Annotated in this window: 14 protein-coding genes; 8 read left to right on the top strand and 6 right to left on the bottom strand. The window is 43.6% G+C overall.

Translation table 11 applies throughout. The features are described from left to right. Positions 1–2 precede the first annotated feature (2 nt). Entirely contained in the window at positions 3–449 is a 447-nt protein-coding gene (locus tag PMG25_RS04220) for a PIN domain-containing protein (RefSeq protein WP_283751587.1), read from the top strand. Positions 450–523: 74 nt separating this feature from the next. Here the strand turns inward: PMG25_RS04220 and PMG25_RS04225 are convergent, their stop codons facing one another. Together PMG25_RS04225 and PMG25_RS04230 are read right to left on the bottom strand one after the other, a co-directional pair. Next, positions 524–2,857, bottom strand: a complete 2,334-nt coding sequence (locus tag PMG25_RS04225; RefSeq protein ID WP_283765663.1) for a hypothetical protein — start codon at positions 2,855–2,857, stop codon at positions 524–526. Positions 2,858–2,867: 10 nt separating this feature from the next. Further along, positions 2,868–6,779: a hypothetical protein gene (locus PMG25_RS04230; protein ID WP_283765664.1), complete on the bottom strand. Its 3,912-nt coding sequence runs from the start codon at positions 6,777–6,779 to the stop codon at positions 2,868–2,870. Positions 6,780–7,084: 305 nt separating this feature from the next. Between PMG25_RS04230 and PMG25_RS04235 the strand changes: the two genes are divergently transcribed. The 3 genes from PMG25_RS04235 (at position 7,085) to PMG25_RS04245 (ending at position 9,386) form a co-directional block, all read left to right on the top strand. Beyond that, positions 7,085–7,669: a Uma2 family endonuclease gene (locus tag PMG25_RS04235; protein ID WP_283765665.1), complete on the top strand. Its 585-nt coding sequence runs from the start codon at positions 7,085–7,087 to the stop codon at positions 7,667–7,669. A 300-nt stretch (positions 7,670–7,969) separates the two neighbouring features. After that, positions 7,970–8,896: a LysR family transcriptional regulator gene (locus PMG25_RS04240; RefSeq protein WP_283765666.1), complete on the top strand. Its 927-nt coding sequence runs from the start codon at positions 7,970–7,972 to the stop codon at positions 8,894–8,896. 103 nt (positions 8,897–8,999) lie between these two features. Continuing rightward, positions 9,000–9,386 (top strand): hypothetical protein, encoded by a 387-nt coding sequence (locus tag PMG25_RS04245; RefSeq protein ID WP_283765667.1) that lies wholly within the window; start codon positions 9,000–9,002, stop codon positions 9,384–9,386. Positions 9,387–9,652: 266 nt separating this feature from the next. Here the strand turns inward: PMG25_RS04245 and PMG25_RS04250 are convergent, their stop codons facing one another. Next, on the bottom strand, positions 9,653–10,036 hold the full coding sequence (locus PMG25_RS04250; RefSeq protein WP_283765668.1) for a hypothetical protein: 384 nt from the start codon (positions 10,034–10,036) through the stop codon (positions 9,653–9,655). A gap of 100 nt (positions 10,037–10,136) precedes the next feature. Continuing rightward, the gene (locus PMG25_RS04255) at positions 10,137–10,412 is read right to left on the bottom strand and encodes a hypothetical protein (RefSeq protein ID WP_283765669.1); all 276 of its coding nucleotides are present in this window, start codon (positions 10,410–10,412) and stop codon (positions 10,137–10,139) included. 184 nt (positions 10,413–10,596) lie between these two features. On the opposite strand from PMG25_RS04255, the gene PMG25_RS04260 reads away from it, so the two are divergent. From PMG25_RS04260 to gltD, 4 genes are all read left to right on the top strand, one after another. Continuing rightward, the gene (locus PMG25_RS04260; protein ID WP_283765670.1) at positions 10,597–11,151 is read left to right on the top strand and encodes a hypothetical protein; all 555 of its coding nucleotides are present in this window, start codon (positions 10,597–10,599) and stop codon (positions 11,149–11,151) included. A 57-nt stretch (positions 11,152–11,208) separates the two neighbouring features. Beyond that, positions 11,209–11,652, top strand: a complete 444-nt coding sequence (locus tag PMG25_RS04265) for an SRPBCC family protein (RefSeq protein ID WP_283765671.1) — start codon at positions 11,209–11,211, stop codon at positions 11,650–11,652. A 396-nt stretch (positions 11,653–12,048) separates the two neighbouring features. Then, a complete protein-coding gene (gene gltB / locus PMG25_RS04270; RefSeq protein WP_283765672.1) occupies positions 12,049–16,638 on the top strand; it encodes a glutamate synthase large subunit in 4,590 nt (1,529 codons plus the stop codon). Positions 16,639–16,783: 145 nt separating this feature from the next. Next, a complete protein-coding gene (gene gltD, locus PMG25_RS04275) occupies positions 16,784–18,268 on the top strand; it encodes a glutamate synthase small subunit (protein ID WP_283765673.1) in 1,485 nt (494 codons plus the stop codon). A 100-nt stretch (positions 18,269–18,368) separates the two neighbouring features. On the opposite strand, the gene PMG25_RS04280 is transcribed toward gltD, so the two are convergent. Continuing rightward, positions 18,369–19,823 (bottom strand): RecQ family ATP-dependent DNA helicase, encoded by a 1,455-nt coding sequence (locus PMG25_RS04280; protein WP_283765674.1) that lies wholly within the window; start codon positions 19,821–19,823, stop codon positions 18,369–18,371. 193 nt (positions 19,824–20,016) lie between these two features. Next, positions 20,017–20,325: a Dabb family protein gene (locus PMG25_RS04285; RefSeq protein ID WP_283765675.1), complete on the bottom strand. Its 309-nt coding sequence runs from the start codon at positions 20,323–20,325 to the stop codon at positions 20,017–20,019.

Raw genomic sequence — 20,325 nt, forward strand, 5'->3', positions numbered from 1 at the left:
TGATGTCTAATTCTATTTATTTTTGTGATTCTAATCTATGGTTGTATCGTTTTTTGGTCGATCCCGACGGTGATGACTCTGAAGAAATCAGAAAGTATAACATTGCGGTCAATCTGACTAATCAGGAAAATCTTGTGATTAGTACCCAAGTGATTAATGAAATTTGTGCAGTTTTACTCAAAAAAGCTAAGGTTAGTGAAATTCAAATTCGACAAATTATCGAAGAGTTATATCAGGGTTGTATTGTTGTTGACATCGATCGCAATATTATCGTAATAGCTTCTGATTTACGAATGAGCTATAGTCTCTCGTTTTGGGATAGCCTGATTGTGGCGAGTGCTTTAGCAGGTGGTGCAGATATTTTATATTCTGAAGATATGCAAGATGGATTAAGAGTTTCAGAGAAACTCAATATTGTTAATCCCTTTCAATCTACAGCACAGCCTTGATTCTAAATCCCAGTGTTGAACCAGAAGAGAAGGCGATCGCACGATTACACTATCGATAACCCATCCTGCGGGGTCTAATTTTCAATTAATACTTTGGCTGCTTTTTGCAACAAAGAAGATTGACTATTATCACTAATTCTCAAAACATTTTGAGTAAGTGTAGTAAAGTGCAAAGCTGTAATAGGATGCTTGATCAGTTCAGATGTTGGAATTGGTTTATCGTCATAACTTTTTCCAAGTAAATGATAGACTCGAAAACCTCTTTTTATTGAGGTGTCAAGACTTTGTGCCGGTGGAACATAATATTGAATAAACGTCTCGTTCTTTAAATCAAAACACACCATATTGTGTATTTTATTAAAAGGTTGAATTTCTCCATTGTAATACGACACTAAAGGTAGCAACCTGGTACTATTTTTACCCTTAACTTGTCGATTAATCTTCAACTGCCCATTTTCCAACTCATCAACAATACCATTCCGGCCAATCAGTGTTGGAGTAAAAAAGTCATCGGTATAACAACTAATGTATATCTTTTCTGACTCATCAACAAAATATTGCTGGTTATCTTTTAGCGTGTCCGAATTACTCCTTCTTCTCAAAAAGCGAAATCTCTTGTTAATTTCCTTCATATCATGCATGACATTATTGACATATATATAACTTTCCTTATAAAGAAATTCTACAGCCACAGCTTTGGCTTCCTCATTTCTAGGGCTACGCACATAAATGGCAAAAAAACGTTTTTCAGAAAATGATTGAGGTGAAATACGCAACCCATAACTTGGATTATTGAGACTTTCTCTAACCCAACTTTTAATCCCTAGTTCAATTAAAACCTTTTGCACTTCAGGCGAAATTTTGATTTTATGGTCGCCACAAAATTTATTCCATTGTTCGCTATCCTGTTGTAGTTTAATATAACTAATAATAGAGCCTTCTATATCTAAAATATTTCTATCTGTAAAATCTTTTGTATCTTCTCGAAGTTTATCTTCGTCTATTTTCTTATTAGTAGTATTGTAAATCAGAACAGACAATGTTTTTTTTAGTTCTTTATTTTTATCATCTTTAATCGCTTTGAATTCAGATATATTAATCCCTTGTATGCTAAAAAACTGCTCTGTCTCCATATAGTTAAATCGGTTCTTAAGCTGTGAGTAAAAATCCACATTAGGCTTACCATTTATTTTTGTGGAAGCATACCAAAGACCATCGTCTCCTTGATAAGCCATTGAACCGGTTGAATCGGCTTCTTTCTCCAGCAACTTATTGAAAACTAAATAGTTTTTATTTTCATCCAGTTTAACATTTGACCAAGGAATAACTTCAGTGATTTCCCAACAAGAGTCCTCTTCATTATCAAGTTCAACTGGTTTATAGCTACTGATAGTTTTTCCGTTATTGTAAAAAGTGAGATTCAATACACCTTGATGGTTTAATAAACACTGTAAAAAATCTTGGTCTGATTGATTGAAATCATCTCCAGTATTATTAATGACCTCTAAGAATTCTACAGATTCTACGTTCTTAATGAATGACTTTTCTAGATAGCAATCTGTTTGAAAATCGCGACGTTCATAATTAATACCGCACTCGCTCAAAAAGTTCTCAAGCTGCGTTATAAGATTCTGGTAGCAATAAAGTTGGGTCTTTTTGAACTTATCAAAGTCTTGCTCAAATCGCATAAAGAGAATCTCATTTTTTTTACGAGCATCAAGATCTCGGTCAAAATAGTATTTCTTGTTTTTATACACTAAAAGTTCACCCAGATCATCGCCATCCAAAGTTCTGTAATCATCTTTGGGTAAAAACAATCGTCTTTTTCGAGTTAATGTTAATGTAAGGATATCAAAATAATTGTAATTAACAAATAGATTCTGTCCCCAGACAAAAAGAGCATCTTTAGACTTACTTAAACTTCTAGAGTGAACTAGAAGTAATTCCTCAAATCCATCAATCATTTCAACGGCTGATTCCTGGCTCAGAATATAAACCTTGAAAATCAGATTAAAAATTCTGTCTCGATTTGGGAAACTATTTCCCTGTTTTTCGCTAAATAACCGTTTCCAACCGGAATGGGTTTTATTAGGAGACAGAAAAAATACATTGTTATCTCCATTGGAATAAGAGAAAAAATATTGAATATCCGAATACTTTTTCTCTTCTCCATATTCCAAAAGACGTTTCTGAATTTCATTTTTGATAGCCTTATGTCGCTTCTTATAAAAATCAGGCTGTGAGTATTCTTCCTTGCTAAACCAACCTTTAATGCTAAAATGTTCAATCCCTTTATTTATCTTAAAGAGATACTGAAAAAGTTTTTCAGCAACTTCTTCTGGGGATTCTGTGATTTTTAGCTGGTTGGTACGCGATACATCAGACAACGCTTCTGTAATATTAAGCATTTTATTTCTCCTAATGGAATAAAAAATCTTTGAGGATATTGGATGCAATAGGAAAATGATCGTTAAAGTAAATCAAGTTTCCAGAAGATAAGGCGGGTGAGTATTGATTAATTTTCTCTTTTGGAGCCTGTAAATTTAGAAGTAAACCTTTCACTTCCCTAAATTCTGGATAACTTGACTTGATTTTATCTAGTTTGTTTTGAGTTTTTTGTAATTTCTCTTGTGAAAGGCGATTCCCTGAAGATTCACTCCATGCTTTAACATCAATGCAAAATAAAGTCTTTCCTTTAGTGTAATACAAATCAAATTTCTCATATAGCTTACGATATTTTCTAAGATCTTGCAATGGTTCAAAACCATAAATGGATTTTATGCTCTTCCAATCTTTGCCCTCAAATATCACCTTTTGAATCCAACGTTCTGTAAAGTGTTCAGTGAATGATGGATACAACACATCATAAAAAAAATGTGGACGTGGAATGTAACAATCAAAGATTTCTGGCTGTGGAAGGAGTTTATTGTACATTCGATAAATTGCGTCAGTTGAAGCAGATACCGATGCAACTTCATTTCCTTCCAAATCATGTCCTTGCGTATTGGTTTTCAAATAGTCAGGATAAAGTCGTTTCTGGTAAGGGTAAATTCTTTCCCCATGAAGACTATCGCTCACAATCTGGATTCTTTTTCCATCGTCCTCAACCAAAGCCAGATAGGGTATGAAATCTGGTTGATCCGACTTGCAATAAAATAAAGACTCAATAAAATCGCCAGGAAATAACTCCAACCTTTTTAACATATCGAGATATTGAACCGGATTTTGAAAAACAATGGGGTTGCGTAACGCATCCCAAGCTGTTGTAATGTCAAAAGTATTTGTACCCTGATGAAAATTTTCAATTTCATTCAACATTTGTTCCCTGAAATTTTGAAAATCTAGATAAGCGTCAATTTCATCATAGGTGTGGTCATCATAGTTTTGAATTGTTCTTTTTTCTTCTTCTTCTTGAACGCTCAAGTAAACTTGATAGTTATTAACAGAGAATTTACGAATTTCATCGGGTTCTTCTCGGCTTAGGTATCTAAAAAAGTTTACCAGATTTTTTCTCGTTTCTTCGTTGATGAAGATTTTTACGATCTGATTTGGAAAATCACGCCTCTCCGTTCTGCCAATAGCTTGCAATATTCCTTTTCCCAATAAAATTTGATGTTGTTGCTCTCGAAATGCGATGGCTTCTGGTTGACTTAAGTATTTGTTAAAATCCTTGAGTTCAAGCTGCGAGTCTCCCAAATGTACAATACTTTTCATTAATGAAAAATGGTAACGCGCAAGAGAAGATCCAGAATCCTTCGATTTGCCAAGAGTTGGCCCCATGGCAGTATAATAACTATCCATCAATAAAACCAAAGAGTCAAAATCTTTATGAGTACCGTCCTTTGTTTTTATAATAGGATTTAAGCCTTTTGAAGCTGATTGATAAGCAGAAATAAAGAAAATTTTCTGGTCTTCCTCTTCAACTAGCTCATCCAGATAGGTTCTTTGCCGAGTTTTATCATCGTACAAACTATCAAAACTGGCCTTATACAAAACAACTTTTATACAAGTTTTAGTGGAATATTTATTATGGTTTACTCGCACATAAAATATGTTGGGATGATTGGGAGATTCTTCAATTTTAAAATATTCAAAACGGTTCAATTTTACATATCGAATTAAATCTTTTATCCAGCGTAAAGTCTGAGTGAAAGCAAGTGTTTCTTGAATTGAGTCATCTTCAAAAAGATAAAAGAGAAATCGGACAAAATTTTGTAGTTCTTGTTTTTTATACTTGCCAAACCATTTTTGTTCAAAAGAGTTAATAAATCCCTCTAAAACGAGTTTTTCAACTCGCTCTACTACTTCTCGTGTTTTACTATTCGGAAAAGATGATAAGCCATCGTTGAAAAAACCAGCAGTAACTTGCCGCCTTGCGTGACGATAGTTTCTAATTTTTTCACAAAGCTTAATTTCATCCTTAACCATTGGGCTGAAGGAACTTTGGCCGGATTCATCCAGTAAACTATCTTTCAAGTATACCATATCATAACTTGTACTTAAATCTCCAGCAATACCTCCCGTAGCAGAAACAAGAAAAATCACATTTGTATTATTCTTTAGAATAGAAATTATTTTATGTTCCGGAGAAGCTAATATAGCGGTACTTCCAATAGATACTTCTCTAAACGGGTGGTTAATCAAATTATTTTTTGGATGTTGATAACGGGCAATCTCCATAATGTTAATGATAGACTTATAGCTCTGGTACACATAGGTACGATTCAGATATTTTATCCGATGATTGTGTAGCGAACTTTCTTCACTAGAATTGTTGACTTTGGCTATCTGTTTTGACCAAATATCTAAAGAGCGAGATTGTGAATCTTCAGCATCCAAAACCCTTTTTAAAAAGTCTTTGATAGCTTCAATTTGTAAGCGAACAGCCAAAATAGCATAAATTAACTCTGCAACAGTGGTATTATCTGAAACTGGTTTCTCGCTAATTTGAACATGCCCACCTGAAGATCTGGATAAAAATAACGTTTTTAAAGGCTCAATGTTGTAGATATACAGGTTGTTATAGGAAAAAATATTCATCAAATCATCACTAATTTGAGAATATAGACTCTGAGGAATTAATAGACTTCTGTTGTTTTCAAACTTTGAAAAAACTCTAGATAACATTTCAAAACTTACAACAATGGGGTTGCTCTCATCATAATCATCAAAAACTCCAGTAATCTCTTTCAATGATTGCTCAATTCCTTTGTTTATTTTGACAACTTTCTCCAGAAAATTAATAGAGTTTCCTTGTTCAACAATCAGGCGATGATATACAGGGGCGAATTCTTCTAGTTTTTGATCGATAGGCTTTCCCTTATCAAAGTGTTCTTCAAATTCACGAAAACTTCCAAGATTCTTCTCTACAAAATCTAGAAACGCTCTATTTTCATTGTTTTTGGTTGAAAAGAGAATGGCAAGTTCTCTGTTAACAGAAGATAGTGCATTGTTAATTGCAAGTTCTTGAGGAGAGATAATATCAATTTTATGCTTTAGCATAATTTGATAACCATCTTCCTGTTCGTCAAAGGCGATGATAAATTTTCTAGACTCATTCGTCTGCTGGACAATATATCTATCTAGAGGGCTTGATTTCTTGATCCATGTTTTGCCATTATGGTTAAAATACGCAATAGATGTTTCAAACTTTTCATAAGTGAGCATTAGAATACCAGATTTTTCACGCAGAAGATGAAGAGGAAAAAATATTTCAACCAACTTTAAACATTCATCAGACCAGTCTTTATCTGGTTTGTATTTGATAAGAAACTCTAGAAAATTCTCAAGCAAACTATTCAGTTCGCGCACTGCTTTTTTGGTTTGATCTTTATAAAATTCATCATCCCCAAAACCCACTTTCTTTATATACTCAAGTCTGTTAATTACATCTTTTACTTTTATCAAATTTTTCTGGACTTCATCCACTTTTTCACGTGAGATTTCTTTCGAGCTAATATTCCAAAAATTTTTGTTGTTAAGGATTGATGGTATCCATTTTTTGTACAACTTAATACACTCATCCGTCGTTTTCATTTCTAACGAATTTATCTTATAGACTGGAATCTCTGGATAATTCTCACTTACCAAAGATGGAAGTTCTAAATGCTGTCTCAAAGGCGCAACATATACACCTACAACTTGAATATTTGTATGTTTTTGTATTGTTTCACATATGGATTGAAAAAATTGGTGAGTTTTCCCAGAACCCGTACCATAATTGATAAGTTTGATTTCAGAACGGTTGTCTCTGAAGCTCTTTTCAATCGTTTTTAAATAAGAATTTATTATTTCCGTTTTTGGTGAAGGATTATTTTGTAAATTATTCATAGTCTTTATATTAATTTTAGTGAAGAAACTGAAACGACAGCAAGAACCCCCTGAACAAAACCAGAATAGTAACACTGAAGTACATCAGAGCAATGACTTAAAAATGGGTATGACTGTCGCTTAAGAGATAAAAGTCTACTATAGCATTTTTAAAGGAATTCCATTCAGGTCGGCGAGGGCCGAAAAATTTGCCCTCATAGCCTGCTCCTCTTCTATCACAGGAGTCTGTCTATATCCCGATCGCCACTACAGGAGCGATCGCCTTTCTCCCCTCTCTCCCTTTGCTACAATTAAACCATCATCTCTTGGCTGACCCAATTATGATTGCCACTCCCCTTTCTTCGGTTCATCTTCGGCTAATTACCACTGCTGATTATCATCGAATGGCAGAAATTGGCATTCTGGGAGCCGATGAACAGGTGGAACTTATTGCGGGACAAATTATCCAGAAAATGCCCAAAGTCCCTGCCCATAGTGCGTTGTGCAAACGGATTGAAAAGCTGCTAGAACATCATTTGAGCGATCGCGCTCTGGTACGACTTCAAGACCCCATTCAACTCAATCCTTACTCAGAACCTGAGCCGGATATTGCCGTTGTTCATCCCCATCCCAACTTTTATGCCGACCATCATCCCACACCCGATGAAGTGTATTTGATCGTTGAAATTGCTGATACTACGATTGACCGCGACCTCGGCACTAAAGCCAATCTCTATGCCGTAGCAGGTATCCCTGACTACTGGGTTTTCAACATTACCTCACAACAACTTCACATTTTTCAAGACCCTCAACCCAATGGTTACCAGCGCCAGCTCATTTTGCTCGGTCAACAGTCTGTAAGTCCTCTGGCTTTTCCAGATTGCACAATTACAGTGCAAGAGTGCTTTTAGACGAAAAGGCGGCTCGTCCAAGGCATAAAAAAAAGGAGGCTACGCCGTTGAACGGCTCAGTTAAAGAGGGAAATAGTTTACGGTTGCCACAATGAGGCGAACTGCAAAGCTAGGAATTTGGGTGTCCTGTGCTAACCTCTTCAACTGGCGATCGCCGGGTAGCATCCTCTCGGAAGGGTTTCTTTCGCTCTTTCTGATCAAGATGATAGCGCAAGAATATCGATAAAGCTAATGCAATATTGATAATAATTATGATAGAGTGTTATCTATGAATAGTGTTTTCTAATTGAGGAACAGGTTTTGAGGCAAGCGACTCTGCATCAATTAAAAGTTTTTGAAGCCGCCGCCCGTCACGGCAGCTTTACGCGGGCAGCAGAAGAATTATACTTAACTCAGCCTACCATCTCCATGCAAGTTAAGCAATTAACGAAAGCTGTGGGAATGCCCTTATTTGAACAAATTGGTAAACGCCTATATCTGACGGAGGCAGGCCAAGAACTTTTCGCGGCCTGCCGTGATGTTTTTGAGCGCATCTCCCAGTTAGAAATGACCATCTCTGACTTAAAGGGATTGAAACAAGGACAGCTCAAACTCAGTGTCATCACCACAGCCAAGTATTTTGTTCCTCGCTTACTGGGGCCCTTTTGTCAGCGCTATCCGGGTGTCGATTTTTCCCTTCAGGTACTCAACCATGAAGGCTTACTCGCTCGCATGTCGGAAAATTTGGACGATCTCTATATTCTCTCCCAAGTGCCGGAAAATTTAGATGTTGCGGCTCACCAGTTCCTAGAAAATCCGTTAGTAGTTTTGGCCCAGCGAGAACATCCTCTGGTGGAACAAGAAAACATTCCCATAGAGCGCCTATCTGGGGAACCGTTTATTATGCGCGAAGAGGGATCGGGCACTCGTCGCGCTGTCGAGAAACTCTTTAATCAGGAGAATATTAGCGTGAAGGTGAAACTAGAGTTAGGCTCTAATGAAGCCATTAAACAGGCGATCGTGGGCGGTTTAGGTATCTCCGTATTATCCTTACATACCTTGGCCCTAGAAGGGGCAATGGGAAAACTAGCCATCTTGGATGTGGAGCATTTCCCCATTGAACGTAATTGGTTTGTTGTCTATCCCAGTGGTAAGCAATTATCAGTAGTCGCCAACGCTTTTTTAGCATACCTGTTAGATGAAGGCAAAAAAGTAGCTGAAGAGACAGCGATGGACAAGCTACACTGAATCAGTTTTCAATTAGGGGAAAATTAACCGGGTGATAGCCAGTTGCAGTCGTAGGGAAGAAGACAAAGGCGATCGCCTAACTTAAGTTATCCTGAATGACTCTATGATTAACTTCCATACCCTGGTTTCAGCAACCCTATGCTCCCTCACTTTGGGACTGTCTGCACCCGCTTTTGCCCAACTCAATTTTGAATTACCCTCCGATAGGAACCTTCAAGAGTGTCCCCAGATTGGTTATAGTGCTTTTGTAATTAATACAGAAACCTTCGATCTCGAAGAACTCGCCCAAGTTGCTCAAGTCCCCACCCATCAGGTTACCCGATGTAAACTTGCGATTCCCGATCGAGGTTTTATCGTAGGCGCTCAAATTCAATTAAATCCCTCTTTCAATCGAGAACATACCCCTACATTTCAACTGGTACGGAAATTGAAACGCCAAGGCTATCAAGCGTTCCTTGCTTATACCACTGATGAACCCATTGAAGGATAATTGGGCAGTAGAGAGTTGAGCGTTATGGCAACTGCTAAGAAACAGAAACCTAAAGCCTCCTGCGGAGGAGCTTCGCTAACGTGAGGTTTAGGAATCACCGTACCTTTAGGTCGGGGTGGAGGTCAATTTAAGACAAAACAACAACGTTTTCAGGCTGAGTGTGGTGTTGAGGAGAACTGTTCACTGAAGCCAAATCGAATCCTACTTATAGCAAAACTAAGTGCGGGCATCTTGCCCGCTTTTTAATTGATTACTTTAGGATTACTTTAGCGAATAGGCCCGTTGTAGTCTACTCTCACCCAAGAGCCATCTTTAGCAACAGTAACCACACTTTCGATCGTAGGTACAGAAAAACCGGGTTCACCCCCATAGAATTTAAACGTCCAAGTCCCATCGCCATTATCCACAAAGGGAGAAGATGTTGCATCTCCATGCATAGAGGTTTCTGCACGATATTGACTTAACCCCCCATTAGCTTGTTCGGCAGCTTGACGAGCCAAATTTTTCGCCCGACTCAGGCTAAAAATGTCTTCAACTTCCACTCGAATGGTCGGATCGATGGGTAAGATGGTTGGGGTTTGGGCAAAAGCGCCCAAAGGAATTAAGGTTAAACCGGCAAGAGTTAAAACACTAATTACAGACTTAGACATGGTTGTATTGCCTCACATTGTAGCTGTTGTCAATACAGGACGTTTAAATGATGTTTTAAGTTCCCAAATGTGTGAAGATTTGAAAAGAACTTAAGGGGACTCACTTCACTCTTTTTTTTAAGGTATAAACCAGACAATATCCTTGGGAAAATTTCAGAGAGTAGCTGCTTACCAGTTCCCAACCACCTTTGCCGTATATATTGAGGATCTTGACAACCATTTTGGGCTTACACATGACACCCTTTTGGCGACGAAAGTGAGTAATTTGACCTTGGGGATAGAGCGATCGCACGCCAGTGATCTTTCCCCTGCGATCGCACATAACCAGTAGTTCTAAATAGCGCCAAATACTCATCAATCTTACAGAAAACCCCATGGCTCACCCTCCGTTAAAAAATTCACCCTTGTCCCAGCCGATCCGGAACTTCCTCAATCGAATTGTTGATTGCCCGTAATCCGATTACCATAGTGGAGAGTTATCCCATTGTTTCGCTATCTTCCCTATGGTTAAGCTCCCCTTTGCCTTATCTGGTCTTCTTGGATGTAGCCTTACCCTAATCATGTTTTGGGGGGAGTCCCACCCCGCACAGGCACAATGTCAATATCAAAATCCTGGTGTACCTTTTCCCTTTATTGGGCCGTTAGATACTCAGTTGGTAGAGGCAGTTGAGGAAAGTAAACCTGTAGACCTAAGTACAGGTGCAGTGATTACGGAAAATACGATCCAAGAAGGTCGCTTAACCCTGCCGAGTTTATGGTGGGCCAGTGAGCAATATGGCAAGGATTTACTGGTCACCTGGTTGGCCTATCCTCCTAGAGATGAACAGACCCCTGGAGAAGTTCATTTAGTCGTCAACCGTCAAGTTTGGCGAGAGACAAGTTATTTCAACCGCTATGAGTTGTTGACCAAAATGGGGGCGATCGCCCGCGACTATGGCTATAATACCCGTCTGTTTAACCGTCAAGGGGATACTTTAGGCAGCTATACCTGTAATTTTAATACACCAAACTTCTGTAATGTTGAGGGGTTGATTACCAGTCTGGGAGTCAATGAAAATTGTATCATTTATCCGTCTAATTTTTTAGTGAATCCATATGATAGACTAGAAGAATAAAGTCTATTTTTTACGTCCTCTTGCCCTCACCGATCCAAAAATACCCAAAATACTTTTATGAAAGATTGGTTAGAACATAGCGTACAAGTTGAAGTTGAAGCGCCGATTGAATTCGTTTGGGAATTATGGTCAGACCTGGAACAAATGCCCCGGTGGATGAAATGGATTGAATCGGTTCAGGTCTTAGAAGAAAATCCCCAATTGTCGCGCTGGAAATTAGCTTCGGGTAATTTTGAATTTAGTTGGCTCTCGCGGATCTTAAAAGAAATTCCCAATCAAATTATTCAATGGGAATCGGTGGATGGTTTGCCGAATCGAGGAGCCATTCGCTTTTATGACCGCCATGAAACCAGTGTGGTTAAATTAACTGTTGCCTATGCCATTCCGGGAATTGTCGGCAGGCTGATGGATAAATTGCTCGGCCCCACAGTAGAATCGACGATTCAAGCAGATTTAGACCGCTTTCGGGCCTATGCTCTCCAGAAAATGAGTAATGAGTAAGAGCGCGATCGCCAACAACAGGGAGCTGATCGCGCCATGTCTGCTAAATTGGCTACAAATTTTGAGGTAAATTACTCTAGTTAAGGAAATATTAAGAAATATTTCAGAACCCTTGAGGCAGATCTGATCATTTTATTAAGAAATGGGCGATCGCCGTTTTTTGCCGTCAAAATCTATCCTACATCTAAAAGCAACGGTTTCCAGCTCAGGAGATGAGGTGTCAGGAAAATCAGGGATTAGACTTCAACAAACCATAAGCAATAAGTAGTGCGCCTTTCGGCTGTCGCCGACATAAATGTGCATTACAGATGAACGGATCGGCTTCATCCCGATTTCCTGTATCCGTTTCCCTACTTCAAAGGACATTGAGGATTGAAAACCAACTATATCAAGACCATGAACAGAACCACATCACCCCAAAAACAGGGTCTATACGATCCCCAATTTGAACATGATGCCTGCGGTGTTGGCTTCATCGTACACATGAAGGGGGAAAAATCTCACTCAATTGTTGACCAAGCCCTTACCATTCTGGTTAACCTGGAACATCGGGGCGCAGTGGGTGCAGAACCTAACACCGGAGACGGAGCAGGCATTCTGCTGCAAATGCCCCATAAATTTATGGCAAAAGTTGCCCAAGAACAAGGCATCAGCCTGCCAGAACCCGGTAAATATGCCGTCGGCATGATTTTCTCCTCTCCCGATCGCCAAGCCAGAAGCAAAGGACGAGAAATCTTCGAGCAGATCGTAGCCGAAGAAGGACAGAAAGTCATTGGCTGGCGGGATGTACCCACCGATAACAGCAGTTTAGGGGAAACCGCTAGAGCCAGTGAACCCTTTATGCAGCAAGTCTTTATTGCCCGAAATCCCGATCTAGAAGAGGATCTAGCCTTCGAGCGCAAACTCTACGTGATTCGCAAACGCTCCCATACAGCTATCCGAGTTCCAGGGATCGATCGCTATTGGTATCCCACTAGCATTTCTTGCCGTACCCTCGTGTACAAAGGCATGTTAATGCCGCCCCAAGTCAAAGCCTACTTCGCCGACTTAAGCGATCCGGACTTAGAAAGCGCCCTCGGTTTAGTGCATTCGCGCTTCAGCACCAACACCTTCCCCAGTTGGGAGCGATCGCACCCCTATCGCTACGTCGCCCACAACGGCGAAATCAACACCCTACGCGGTAACATTAACTGGATGCACGCTCGTCAATCCCTATTTGGCTCCGCCTCCGAGGAATTTGGCTCCGATCTAGAGCGCATCCAACCCATTATTAATATTGAGGGCAGCGACTCCGGGATCTTCGACAATACCCTAGAACTGATGACCCTAGCTGGGCGATCGCTTCCCCATGCGGTGATGATGATGATCCCGGAACCCTGGGCAGCTCATGAGTCCATGAGTGAAGAGCGTAAAGCCTTCTATGAATATCACGCCTGCCTAATGGAACCCTGGGATGGCCCCGCCTCCATCGCCTTTACTGATGGTACGATGATGGGAGCCGTGTTAGACCGAAATGGTCTGCGTCCATCTCGCTACTACGTGACCAAAGATGATTTAGTGATCATGGCCTCAGAAGCCGGTGTCCTGCCCGTGGAACCCGAAAACGTGGCCAAAAAAGGGCGCTTAGAACCCGGTCGCATGTTCCTGGTGAATATGGAAGAAGGGCGCATTGTGGCTGATGAAGAAATTAAACATCAAATCGCCACGGCTCACCCTTACCGGGAATGGCTGGATCAGCACCAGGTGAAACTGTCCGATCTGCCCGAAGCCAAAGAAACAACAGCACCTAGCTTACCCCTCGTGCAGCGACAACGGGCCTTTGGCTATACCTTTGAAGAATTGCGGATGCTCCTGGCTCCCATGGCCCAAAATGGAGTAGAAGCGGTAGGAGCCATGGGAACCGATACCCCCTTGGCCGTTCTCTCCAACCGGCCGAAATTGCTCTATGAGTATTTCAAACAACTGTTTGCCCAAGTTACTAATCCCCCCATTGACTCGATCCGGGAAGCGATCATTACTTCGCCCATTACCACCATTGGTGAAGAAGGGAACCTGCTCAAACCTAAACCGGAAAGCTGTCACCTGATCCAGTTGGATACTCCAATTTTGAGTAATGCCCAATTGGCCCAACTGAAACAACTAGGTGAGGATAAGTTTGGTGATTTTCGCTCTCTGACCTTGCCAATCCTGTTTGACCCCAAAACCGGGGTAGAAGGACTCGAAAGCACCCTAGAGGGCATATTTGCCAAGGCAGATGAGGCGATCGCCGAGGGGATTAACTTAATCATCCTCTCTGACCGGGATATGGACGGCGATCGCGCCCCCATTCCAGCTCTATTAGCTGTTTCTGGACTCCATCACCATCTGATCCGCGCCGGTACTCGTACCCGTGTGGGCATTATCCTAGAATCGGGAGAACCCCGCGAAGTCCATCACTTTGCCGTTCTGATTGGCTATGGTTGCGGCGCAATTAACCCCTATCTCGCCTTTGAAACCATCGGCTCCATGATCGAGGAGAAACATATTCCGCCGATGGAAGCTGAAAAAGCCTGCAAGAACTACATCAAAGCTGTCACCAAAGGGGTGATTAAGATTGGCTCTAAAATTGGTATTTCTACCATTCAGAGCTATCGGGGAGCGCAGATCTTCGAGAGCATTGGCTTAAGTTCTGAGGTCGTTAATAAATACTTCACTTGGACAGCTTCCCGCTTAGAAGGAATTGGGGTGGATGTGATTACCCAAGAAGCGATCAAACGTCACCATCAAGGGTTCTCTAGTATCGAAACCCTAGATGCTGGGGGTGAATATCAATGGCGCAAAGATGGAGAAGCTCATCTCTTGGCTCCGGAAATCATTCACCTGTTGCAACGGGCAACTCGTGAAGGGAATTATGAGCTGTACAAACAATACAGCGCCAAAATTAATCAGCAGGATAAGGAGTTCTTCCGACTGCGGGATCTGCTGGAGTTCAAGGCTAGAGATCCGATCCCCTTAGAAGAAGTGGAACCGGTAGAAGCCATTACCAAACGCTTCAAAACGGGAGCCATGAGCTATGGGTCAATTTCTAAGGAAACCCATGAGAGTTTGGCGATCGCCATGAACCGGATCGGCGGTAAATCCAATACCGGGGAAGGGGGTGAAGATCCAGAGCGCTATACCTGGACAAACGATCGCGGAGACTCGAAAAATAGCGCCATTAAACAGGTGGCTTCTGGACGGTTTGGGGTGACGAGTTTGTATCTCAGCCAAGCCAAGGAAATTCAGATCAAAATGGCGCAAGGGGCGAAACCCGGAGAAGGGGGGCAATTGCCAGGGCGTAAGGTGTATCCTTGGATTGCCAAAGTGCGCCACTCGACTCCCGGTGTGGGCTTGATTTCGCCGCCTCCCCACCACGATATTTACTCCATTGAAGACTTGGCGGAGTTAATTCACGACCTGAAAAACGCCAACCGGGAAGCGCGGATTAATGTAAAATTGGTGTCCGAAGTCGGGGTAGGAACGATCGCCGCCGGAGTTGCCAAAGCTCATGCCGATGTCGTCCTGATTTCCGGGTTTGACGGAGGCACGGGAGCGAGTCCCCAAACTTCGATTAAACATGCGGGACTGCCTTGGGAGTTGGGTGTAGCGGAAACTCACCAAACCCTGGTACTGAATAATCTGCGATCGCGTATTGTGGTGGAAACCGATGGACAAATGAAAACGGGAAGAGATTTGGCGATCGCCGCTCTCCTCGGTGCAGAAGAATACGGCTTCTCCACCATGCCCCTCGTCACCCTGGGCTGTATCATGATGCGGGTATGCCATAAAAACACCTGCCCCGTCGGTGTTGCCACCCAAAACCCCGAACTGCGGAAAAACTTTAGCGGCGACCCCGAATACACCGTTAATTTCATGAAGTTTATCGCTCAGGAGTTGCGGGAAATTATGGCGCAACTCGGCTTCCGCACTGTGAATGAGATGATCGGACGCACGGATGTTTTAGAGCCGAAGAAGGCGATCGACCATTGGAAAGCCAAAGGCATTGACCTTTCCAAAGTCCTCCATCAACCCGAAGTCGGCCCGGAAGTGGGGCGCTATTGCCAGATTCCCCAAGACCATGGGTTAGAGAAATCTTTGGATATGACCGTACTCTTGGATCTGTGCAAAGAGGCGATCGCACACGGCAAGCAAGTTCGCGCCACCCTACCGATCAAAAATACCAACCGCGTCGTCGGTACAATTCTCGGCAACGAAATCATCAAACGCCATTGGGACGGACTCCCCGAAGACACCATTCACCTGCACTTCCAAGGCAGCGCCGGTCAAAGCTTTGGCGCATTCGTGCCCAAAGGAGTCACCCTAGAGTTAGAAGGGGATGCCAACGACTACTTCGGCAAGGGCCTAAGCGGCGGTAAAGTCATTCTTTATCCCCATAAATCCTCCACCTTTGTCCCGGCTGAGAACATCGTCGTCGGTAACGTCGCCTTCTACGGCGCAACCGGCGGTCAAGCCTATATCCGAGGTATGGCAGGCGAGCGGTTCTGCGTCCGTAACTCCGGTGTACAAGCCGTCGTCGAAGCCGTAGGAGACCATGCCTGCGAATACATGACCGGCGGAAAAGTCGTCATTCTAGGCAAAACCGGGCGCAACTTTGCCGCCGGAATGAGTGGCGGTGTCGCCTATGTCTTGGATGAAGCTGGTGACTTTGCCACCCGTTGCAACCGGGAAATGGTGGATCTCGAAACCCTGGAAGATCCAGAAGAGATCCGCGAGATCCACGAAATGATCACCAAACATGGCCAATATACCGGCAGCAAACGGGCTGAATTAGTCCTCGGATCGTGGGAGTCCATGAGCCAGAAATTTGTCAAGGTGATGCCTCGCGACTACAAGCGAGTTCTCCAGCATATTCAGAACGCCTTAGCCAATGGCTTAAGCGGTGATGATGCCCTGTCTGCGGCGTTTGAAGAGAATGCCCGCGACATTGCCCGCATTAGCGGCAGCTAGTCGATAAGAGATGGGATAGGAGATGGGGAGCGCTCCCTTCGACTCCGCTCAGGGAGCGGCAACATCTACTCCCCATTCCCCCACTCCCCCATTCCCCCACCCCCAATTAAGCGTGTTGTGTATTTGAAGAGAGATTGAATCAATTATGGGAAAAGCAACGGGTTTTATGGAGTATCTGCGCGAAGTCGCAGCCGAGGTATCGCCCCAGGAGCGGATACAAAATTGGGATGAGTTCCATCTGCATATGGATGACGATCGCCTGCAAACCCAGGGCGCTCGCTGTATGGATTGTGGCACACCCTTTTGCCATACGGGATTAGAAATTAGTCGCATGGCAAGCGGTTGTCCGATTAATAACTTAATTCCGGAATGGAATGATCTGGTTTATCGAGGACTCTGGGAAGAAGCCCTAGATCGCCTGCACAAAACCAATAATTTCCCCGAATTCACCGGCCGGGTATGTCCCGCACCCTGTGAAGGAGCCTGTGTTTTGGGCATTACCAACCCTCCAGTAACCATCAAGAATATTGAGTATTCCATTGCCGAAAAGGGTTGGGATGAAGGCTGGATCACGCCCACATTGCCCCCGCAACGAACCGGGAAAAAGGTGGCGGTGGTTGGCTCTGGGCCGGCCGGTTTATCCGCAGCAGCACAGCTTAACCAGGCAGGCCATTGGGTGACGGTCTACGAACGGGAAGACCGCCCAGGGGGACTGCTGATGTATGGCATCCCCAATATGAAGTTGGATAAGAAAGAGGTGGTTTTGCGCCGCTTGGATGTGTTGCAAGCGGAAGGGGTGACCTTTGTTTGTAATACGGAAATTGGTAAGGATCTGCCGGTGGAGAATCTGCTTAATGATTTTGATGCGGTGGTGCTGTGTACGGGAGCAACGAAACCCCGCAATTTGGAAATTGAAGGCCGGGATCTCAAGGGCATTCATTTTGCCATGGAGTTTCTCACCGCGAATACGCGCACGGTACTGGAAGGAAATCCGACTTCTGATTATATTTCCGCAGCCGGTAAGGATGTGATTATTATCGGTGGTGGCGATACGGGAACGGACTGTGTAGGCACTTCTCTGCGCCATGGCTGTAAGAGTGTGACGCAGTTGGAAATTATGCCCAAACCACCAGAGAGTCGGGCAGCGAATAATCCTTGGCCGGAGTGGCCGAAAGTTTACCGCCTGGACTACGGTCAGGAAGAGGCGGCGGCGGTGTTTGGCGATGACCCCCGCGTGTATACGACGACTGCGACCCGGTTTGAGGGAGATGAGCAAGGGCAATTAAAGGCCGTGCATACGGTGCAAGTGGAATGGACGAAAGATGAGCAAGGGCGCTTTATTCCTAAACCCATCGAAGGTACGGAGAAGGTTCTACCAGCGCAATTGGTGCTGTTAGCGATGGGATTTTTGGGGCCAGAACAACCCCTGTTAGATGCCCTGGGTTTGGAACGGGACGGCCGCAGCAATGTGAAAGCAGAGCATGGCAGTTTTACGACTAGCCTTCCTGGTGTTTTTGCTGCTGGGGATTGCCGTCGCGGTCAGAGTTTGGTGGTTTGGGCGATCAATGAGGGACGCGGTGCAGCGCGAGAGTGCGATCGCTACTTAATGGGATCGACCGATCTACCTTAGATGACGGCCAATCTATGGTAGGGTTGGCAGGGCTGTAGCTTGTAGAATTTGAACAATATCCCTTATCCCCTGCCCACCTTACTTGATATTTATTCTTTAGTTATCCCTCTTCTTTCACTTTCGGAAAAAAGAGGGATAGGCAGCGATCGCAGTTCAAACATCGATAATTGTCTGCCACGTTAAATCCAAAGGCTTGCAGGAGGAATTTCCAGCGACAGCTACAGGTGATTAAATAACGCTGCATCTGTTTTAGCGCTCGATTATTGTCGAAGTCGCTAGATGGGGAACTCGATAGGATTTGATAGTGAAATGGACTGTTCCATTCCAGCTTTCCTTGGCTATGCAACACGGATAAGGCGAGAGATGCTTGGGGATGGGATTGACTGAGCTGCCGTACATCGCCCTGGGGGGGTAGGGTATGGGTGAGGCTTTGAGCCAGTTGTTGGAGCGATCGCTGTTGGCCGATAAAATACTTTTGCCGTTGTTTATCCCCAGGATCGAGCCATCCCGTCGGTTCACTGATTAAAGTAATGGCTTTGGCAGGTTGTCCATCTCGTCCCGCTCTCCCCACTTCTTGCAGATACTCCGATAAAAGTAGGGGGGGATGGAAGTGCATCACCCAGCGCACATTGGATTTATTAATTCCCATGCCAAATGCAGAGGTACAGACAACCGCTTGCACCTGTTCCTCAAACCATTGATTTTCAATCGTTCGCCGTTCCTCTGGACTTAAACCGGCATGATAAGCAGCCGTGGTTAATTGGTGTTGCTGGAGCCATTGAGAGAGCATTTCGCTATCTTTGCGGGTGCGAACATAGATTAAGCCGGTTTGCCCATTGGCTCGTTTAAGAACCTGTAAAATTTGGTTTTTACGTCCTTTAGGTGACCAAGCAATGTTAACGCTTAAATGGAGATTGTCCCGATAGGGGTTGAGGAGAAAGGTTTGCGGCTCTTGGAGATCTAAGACTTGTTTGAGAATGGATTGGGTGCGAGGATCGGCTGTAGCGGTAAAAGCGGCGATCGCCAATTTTGTCCCCCTAGGTTTATGCTTCAATAGGGCAGCACGAACCGCCCCCAATCTGCGATAGGCGGGGCGGAAGGTTTCCCCCCACTGAACTAAACAATGGGCTTCATCTAAAATCAGTCCATTAATCCGAAGTTTGGGTAAACAGAGGCGCTCCCAAACCGGGGGACTGAGCAAGGTTTCCGGAGAGAGATAAAGTAATCTCAGTTGTTGCTCTTCCAGTTGTCGAAAGACCTGTTTGCGGACATAAGTCGGCTGTTCGCTATGGACAGAGGCAGCTTTGAGATTTCGTTGGCGCAATTCTTGCACTTGATTTTCCATCAGTGCGACTAAGGGAGAAACGACTAAAGTCACTCCATTTTGTAAGAGAGCAGGCAGTTGAAAACAGATGGATTTTCCGCCACCGGTGGGCATCACCACTAGCGCGTCTTGTTGTTCTAATAAGGTCTGAATGATTTCCCCTTGGGGATAGCGAAAATCGTCATATCCCCAAATCTGTTGAAATGCCGTCCGGACTTGCTCAAATTCCATGATTCAATAGCGCTTTGTGCTGGTAATGGGTAATTGGTAATGGGTAATTGGGGATCAATCTCCCTATCCCCCCATCTCCCTATCTCCCCATCCCCCCATCTCCCCATCTCCCCATCTCCCCATCTCCCTATCCCCCCATCCCCCCATCTCCCCATCTCCCCATCTCCCCATCTCCCCATCTCCCCATCCCATCCTATTCACCCTCTTCTGGAATCTCATAATCCATGGCTAAAACATTAACAGCAATGGGTTTAATCAGGTTTTGTACCACTTCTTGATGGGCGGGATGATCTTGATAGGTTTTTAGGCTGGAAGCATCTTGGAAGCGAGCGACTAAGCCATGGGTAAATCCTTGGGCGCGATCGCAGAAATTTTCGCCACAGGAGAGCTGTAGGATTTCAGGGATCTTCCCCTTTAATCCTCTCAGTCCATTGAGGAAAGCGGATAGGGATTCTGGCGAGACATCAGGTTTAAATTGAAACAAGACAATATGTTCAATCAT

The organism is Roseofilum capinflatum BLCC-M114 (assembly GCF_030068505.1).
Classification (GTDB): Bacteria; Cyanobacteriota; Cyanobacteriia; order Cyanobacteriales; family Desertifilaceae; genus Roseofilum; species Roseofilum capinflatum.

Bases quoted from the DNA above. Each gene is read 5' to 3' on its own strand.
- PMG25_RS04250 (WP_283765668.1), bottom strand. From the start codon at position 10,036: ATGTCTAAGTCTGTAATTAGTGTTTTAACTCTTGCCGGTTTAACCTTA.
- PMG25_RS04225 (WP_283765663.1), bottom strand. From the start codon at position 2,857: ATGCTTAATATTACAGAAGCGTTGTCTGATGTATCGCGTACCAACCAG.
- gltB (WP_283765672.1), top strand. From the start codon at position 12,049: ATGAACAGAACCACATCACCCCAAAAACAGGGTCTATACGATCCCCAA.
- PMG25_RS04245 (WP_283765667.1), top strand. From the start codon at position 9,000: ATGATTAACTTCCATACCCTGGTTTCAGCAACCCTATGCTCCCTCACT.
- PMG25_RS04265 (WP_283765671.1), top strand. From the start codon at position 11,209: ATGAAAGATTGGTTAGAACATAGCGTACAAGTTGAAGTTGAAGCGCCG.
- PMG25_RS04280 (WP_283765674.1), bottom strand. From the start codon at position 19,823: ATGGAATTTGAGCAAGTCCGGACGGCATTTCAACAGATTTGGGGATAT.
- PMG25_RS04285 (WP_283765675.1), bottom strand. From the start codon at position 20,325: ATGATTGAACATATTGTCTTGTTTCAATTTAAACCTGATGTCTCGCCA.
- PMG25_RS04255 (WP_283765669.1), bottom strand. From the start codon at position 10,412: ATGGGGTTTTCTGTAAGATTGATGAGTATTTGGCGCTATTTAGAACTA.
- gltD (WP_283765673.1), top strand. From the start codon at position 16,784: ATGGGAAAAGCAACGGGTTTTATGGAGTATCTGCGCGAAGTCGCAGCC.
- PMG25_RS04230 (WP_283765664.1), bottom strand. From the start codon at position 6,779: ATGAATAATTTACAAAATAATCCTTCACCAAAAACGGAAATAATAAAT.
- PMG25_RS04260 (WP_283765670.1), top strand. From the start codon at position 10,597: ATGTTTTGGGGGGAGTCCCACCCCGCACAGGCACAATGTCAATATCAA.
- PMG25_RS04220 (WP_283751587.1), top strand. From the start codon at position 3: ATGTCTAATTCTATTTATTTTTGTGATTCTAATCTATGGTTGTATCGT.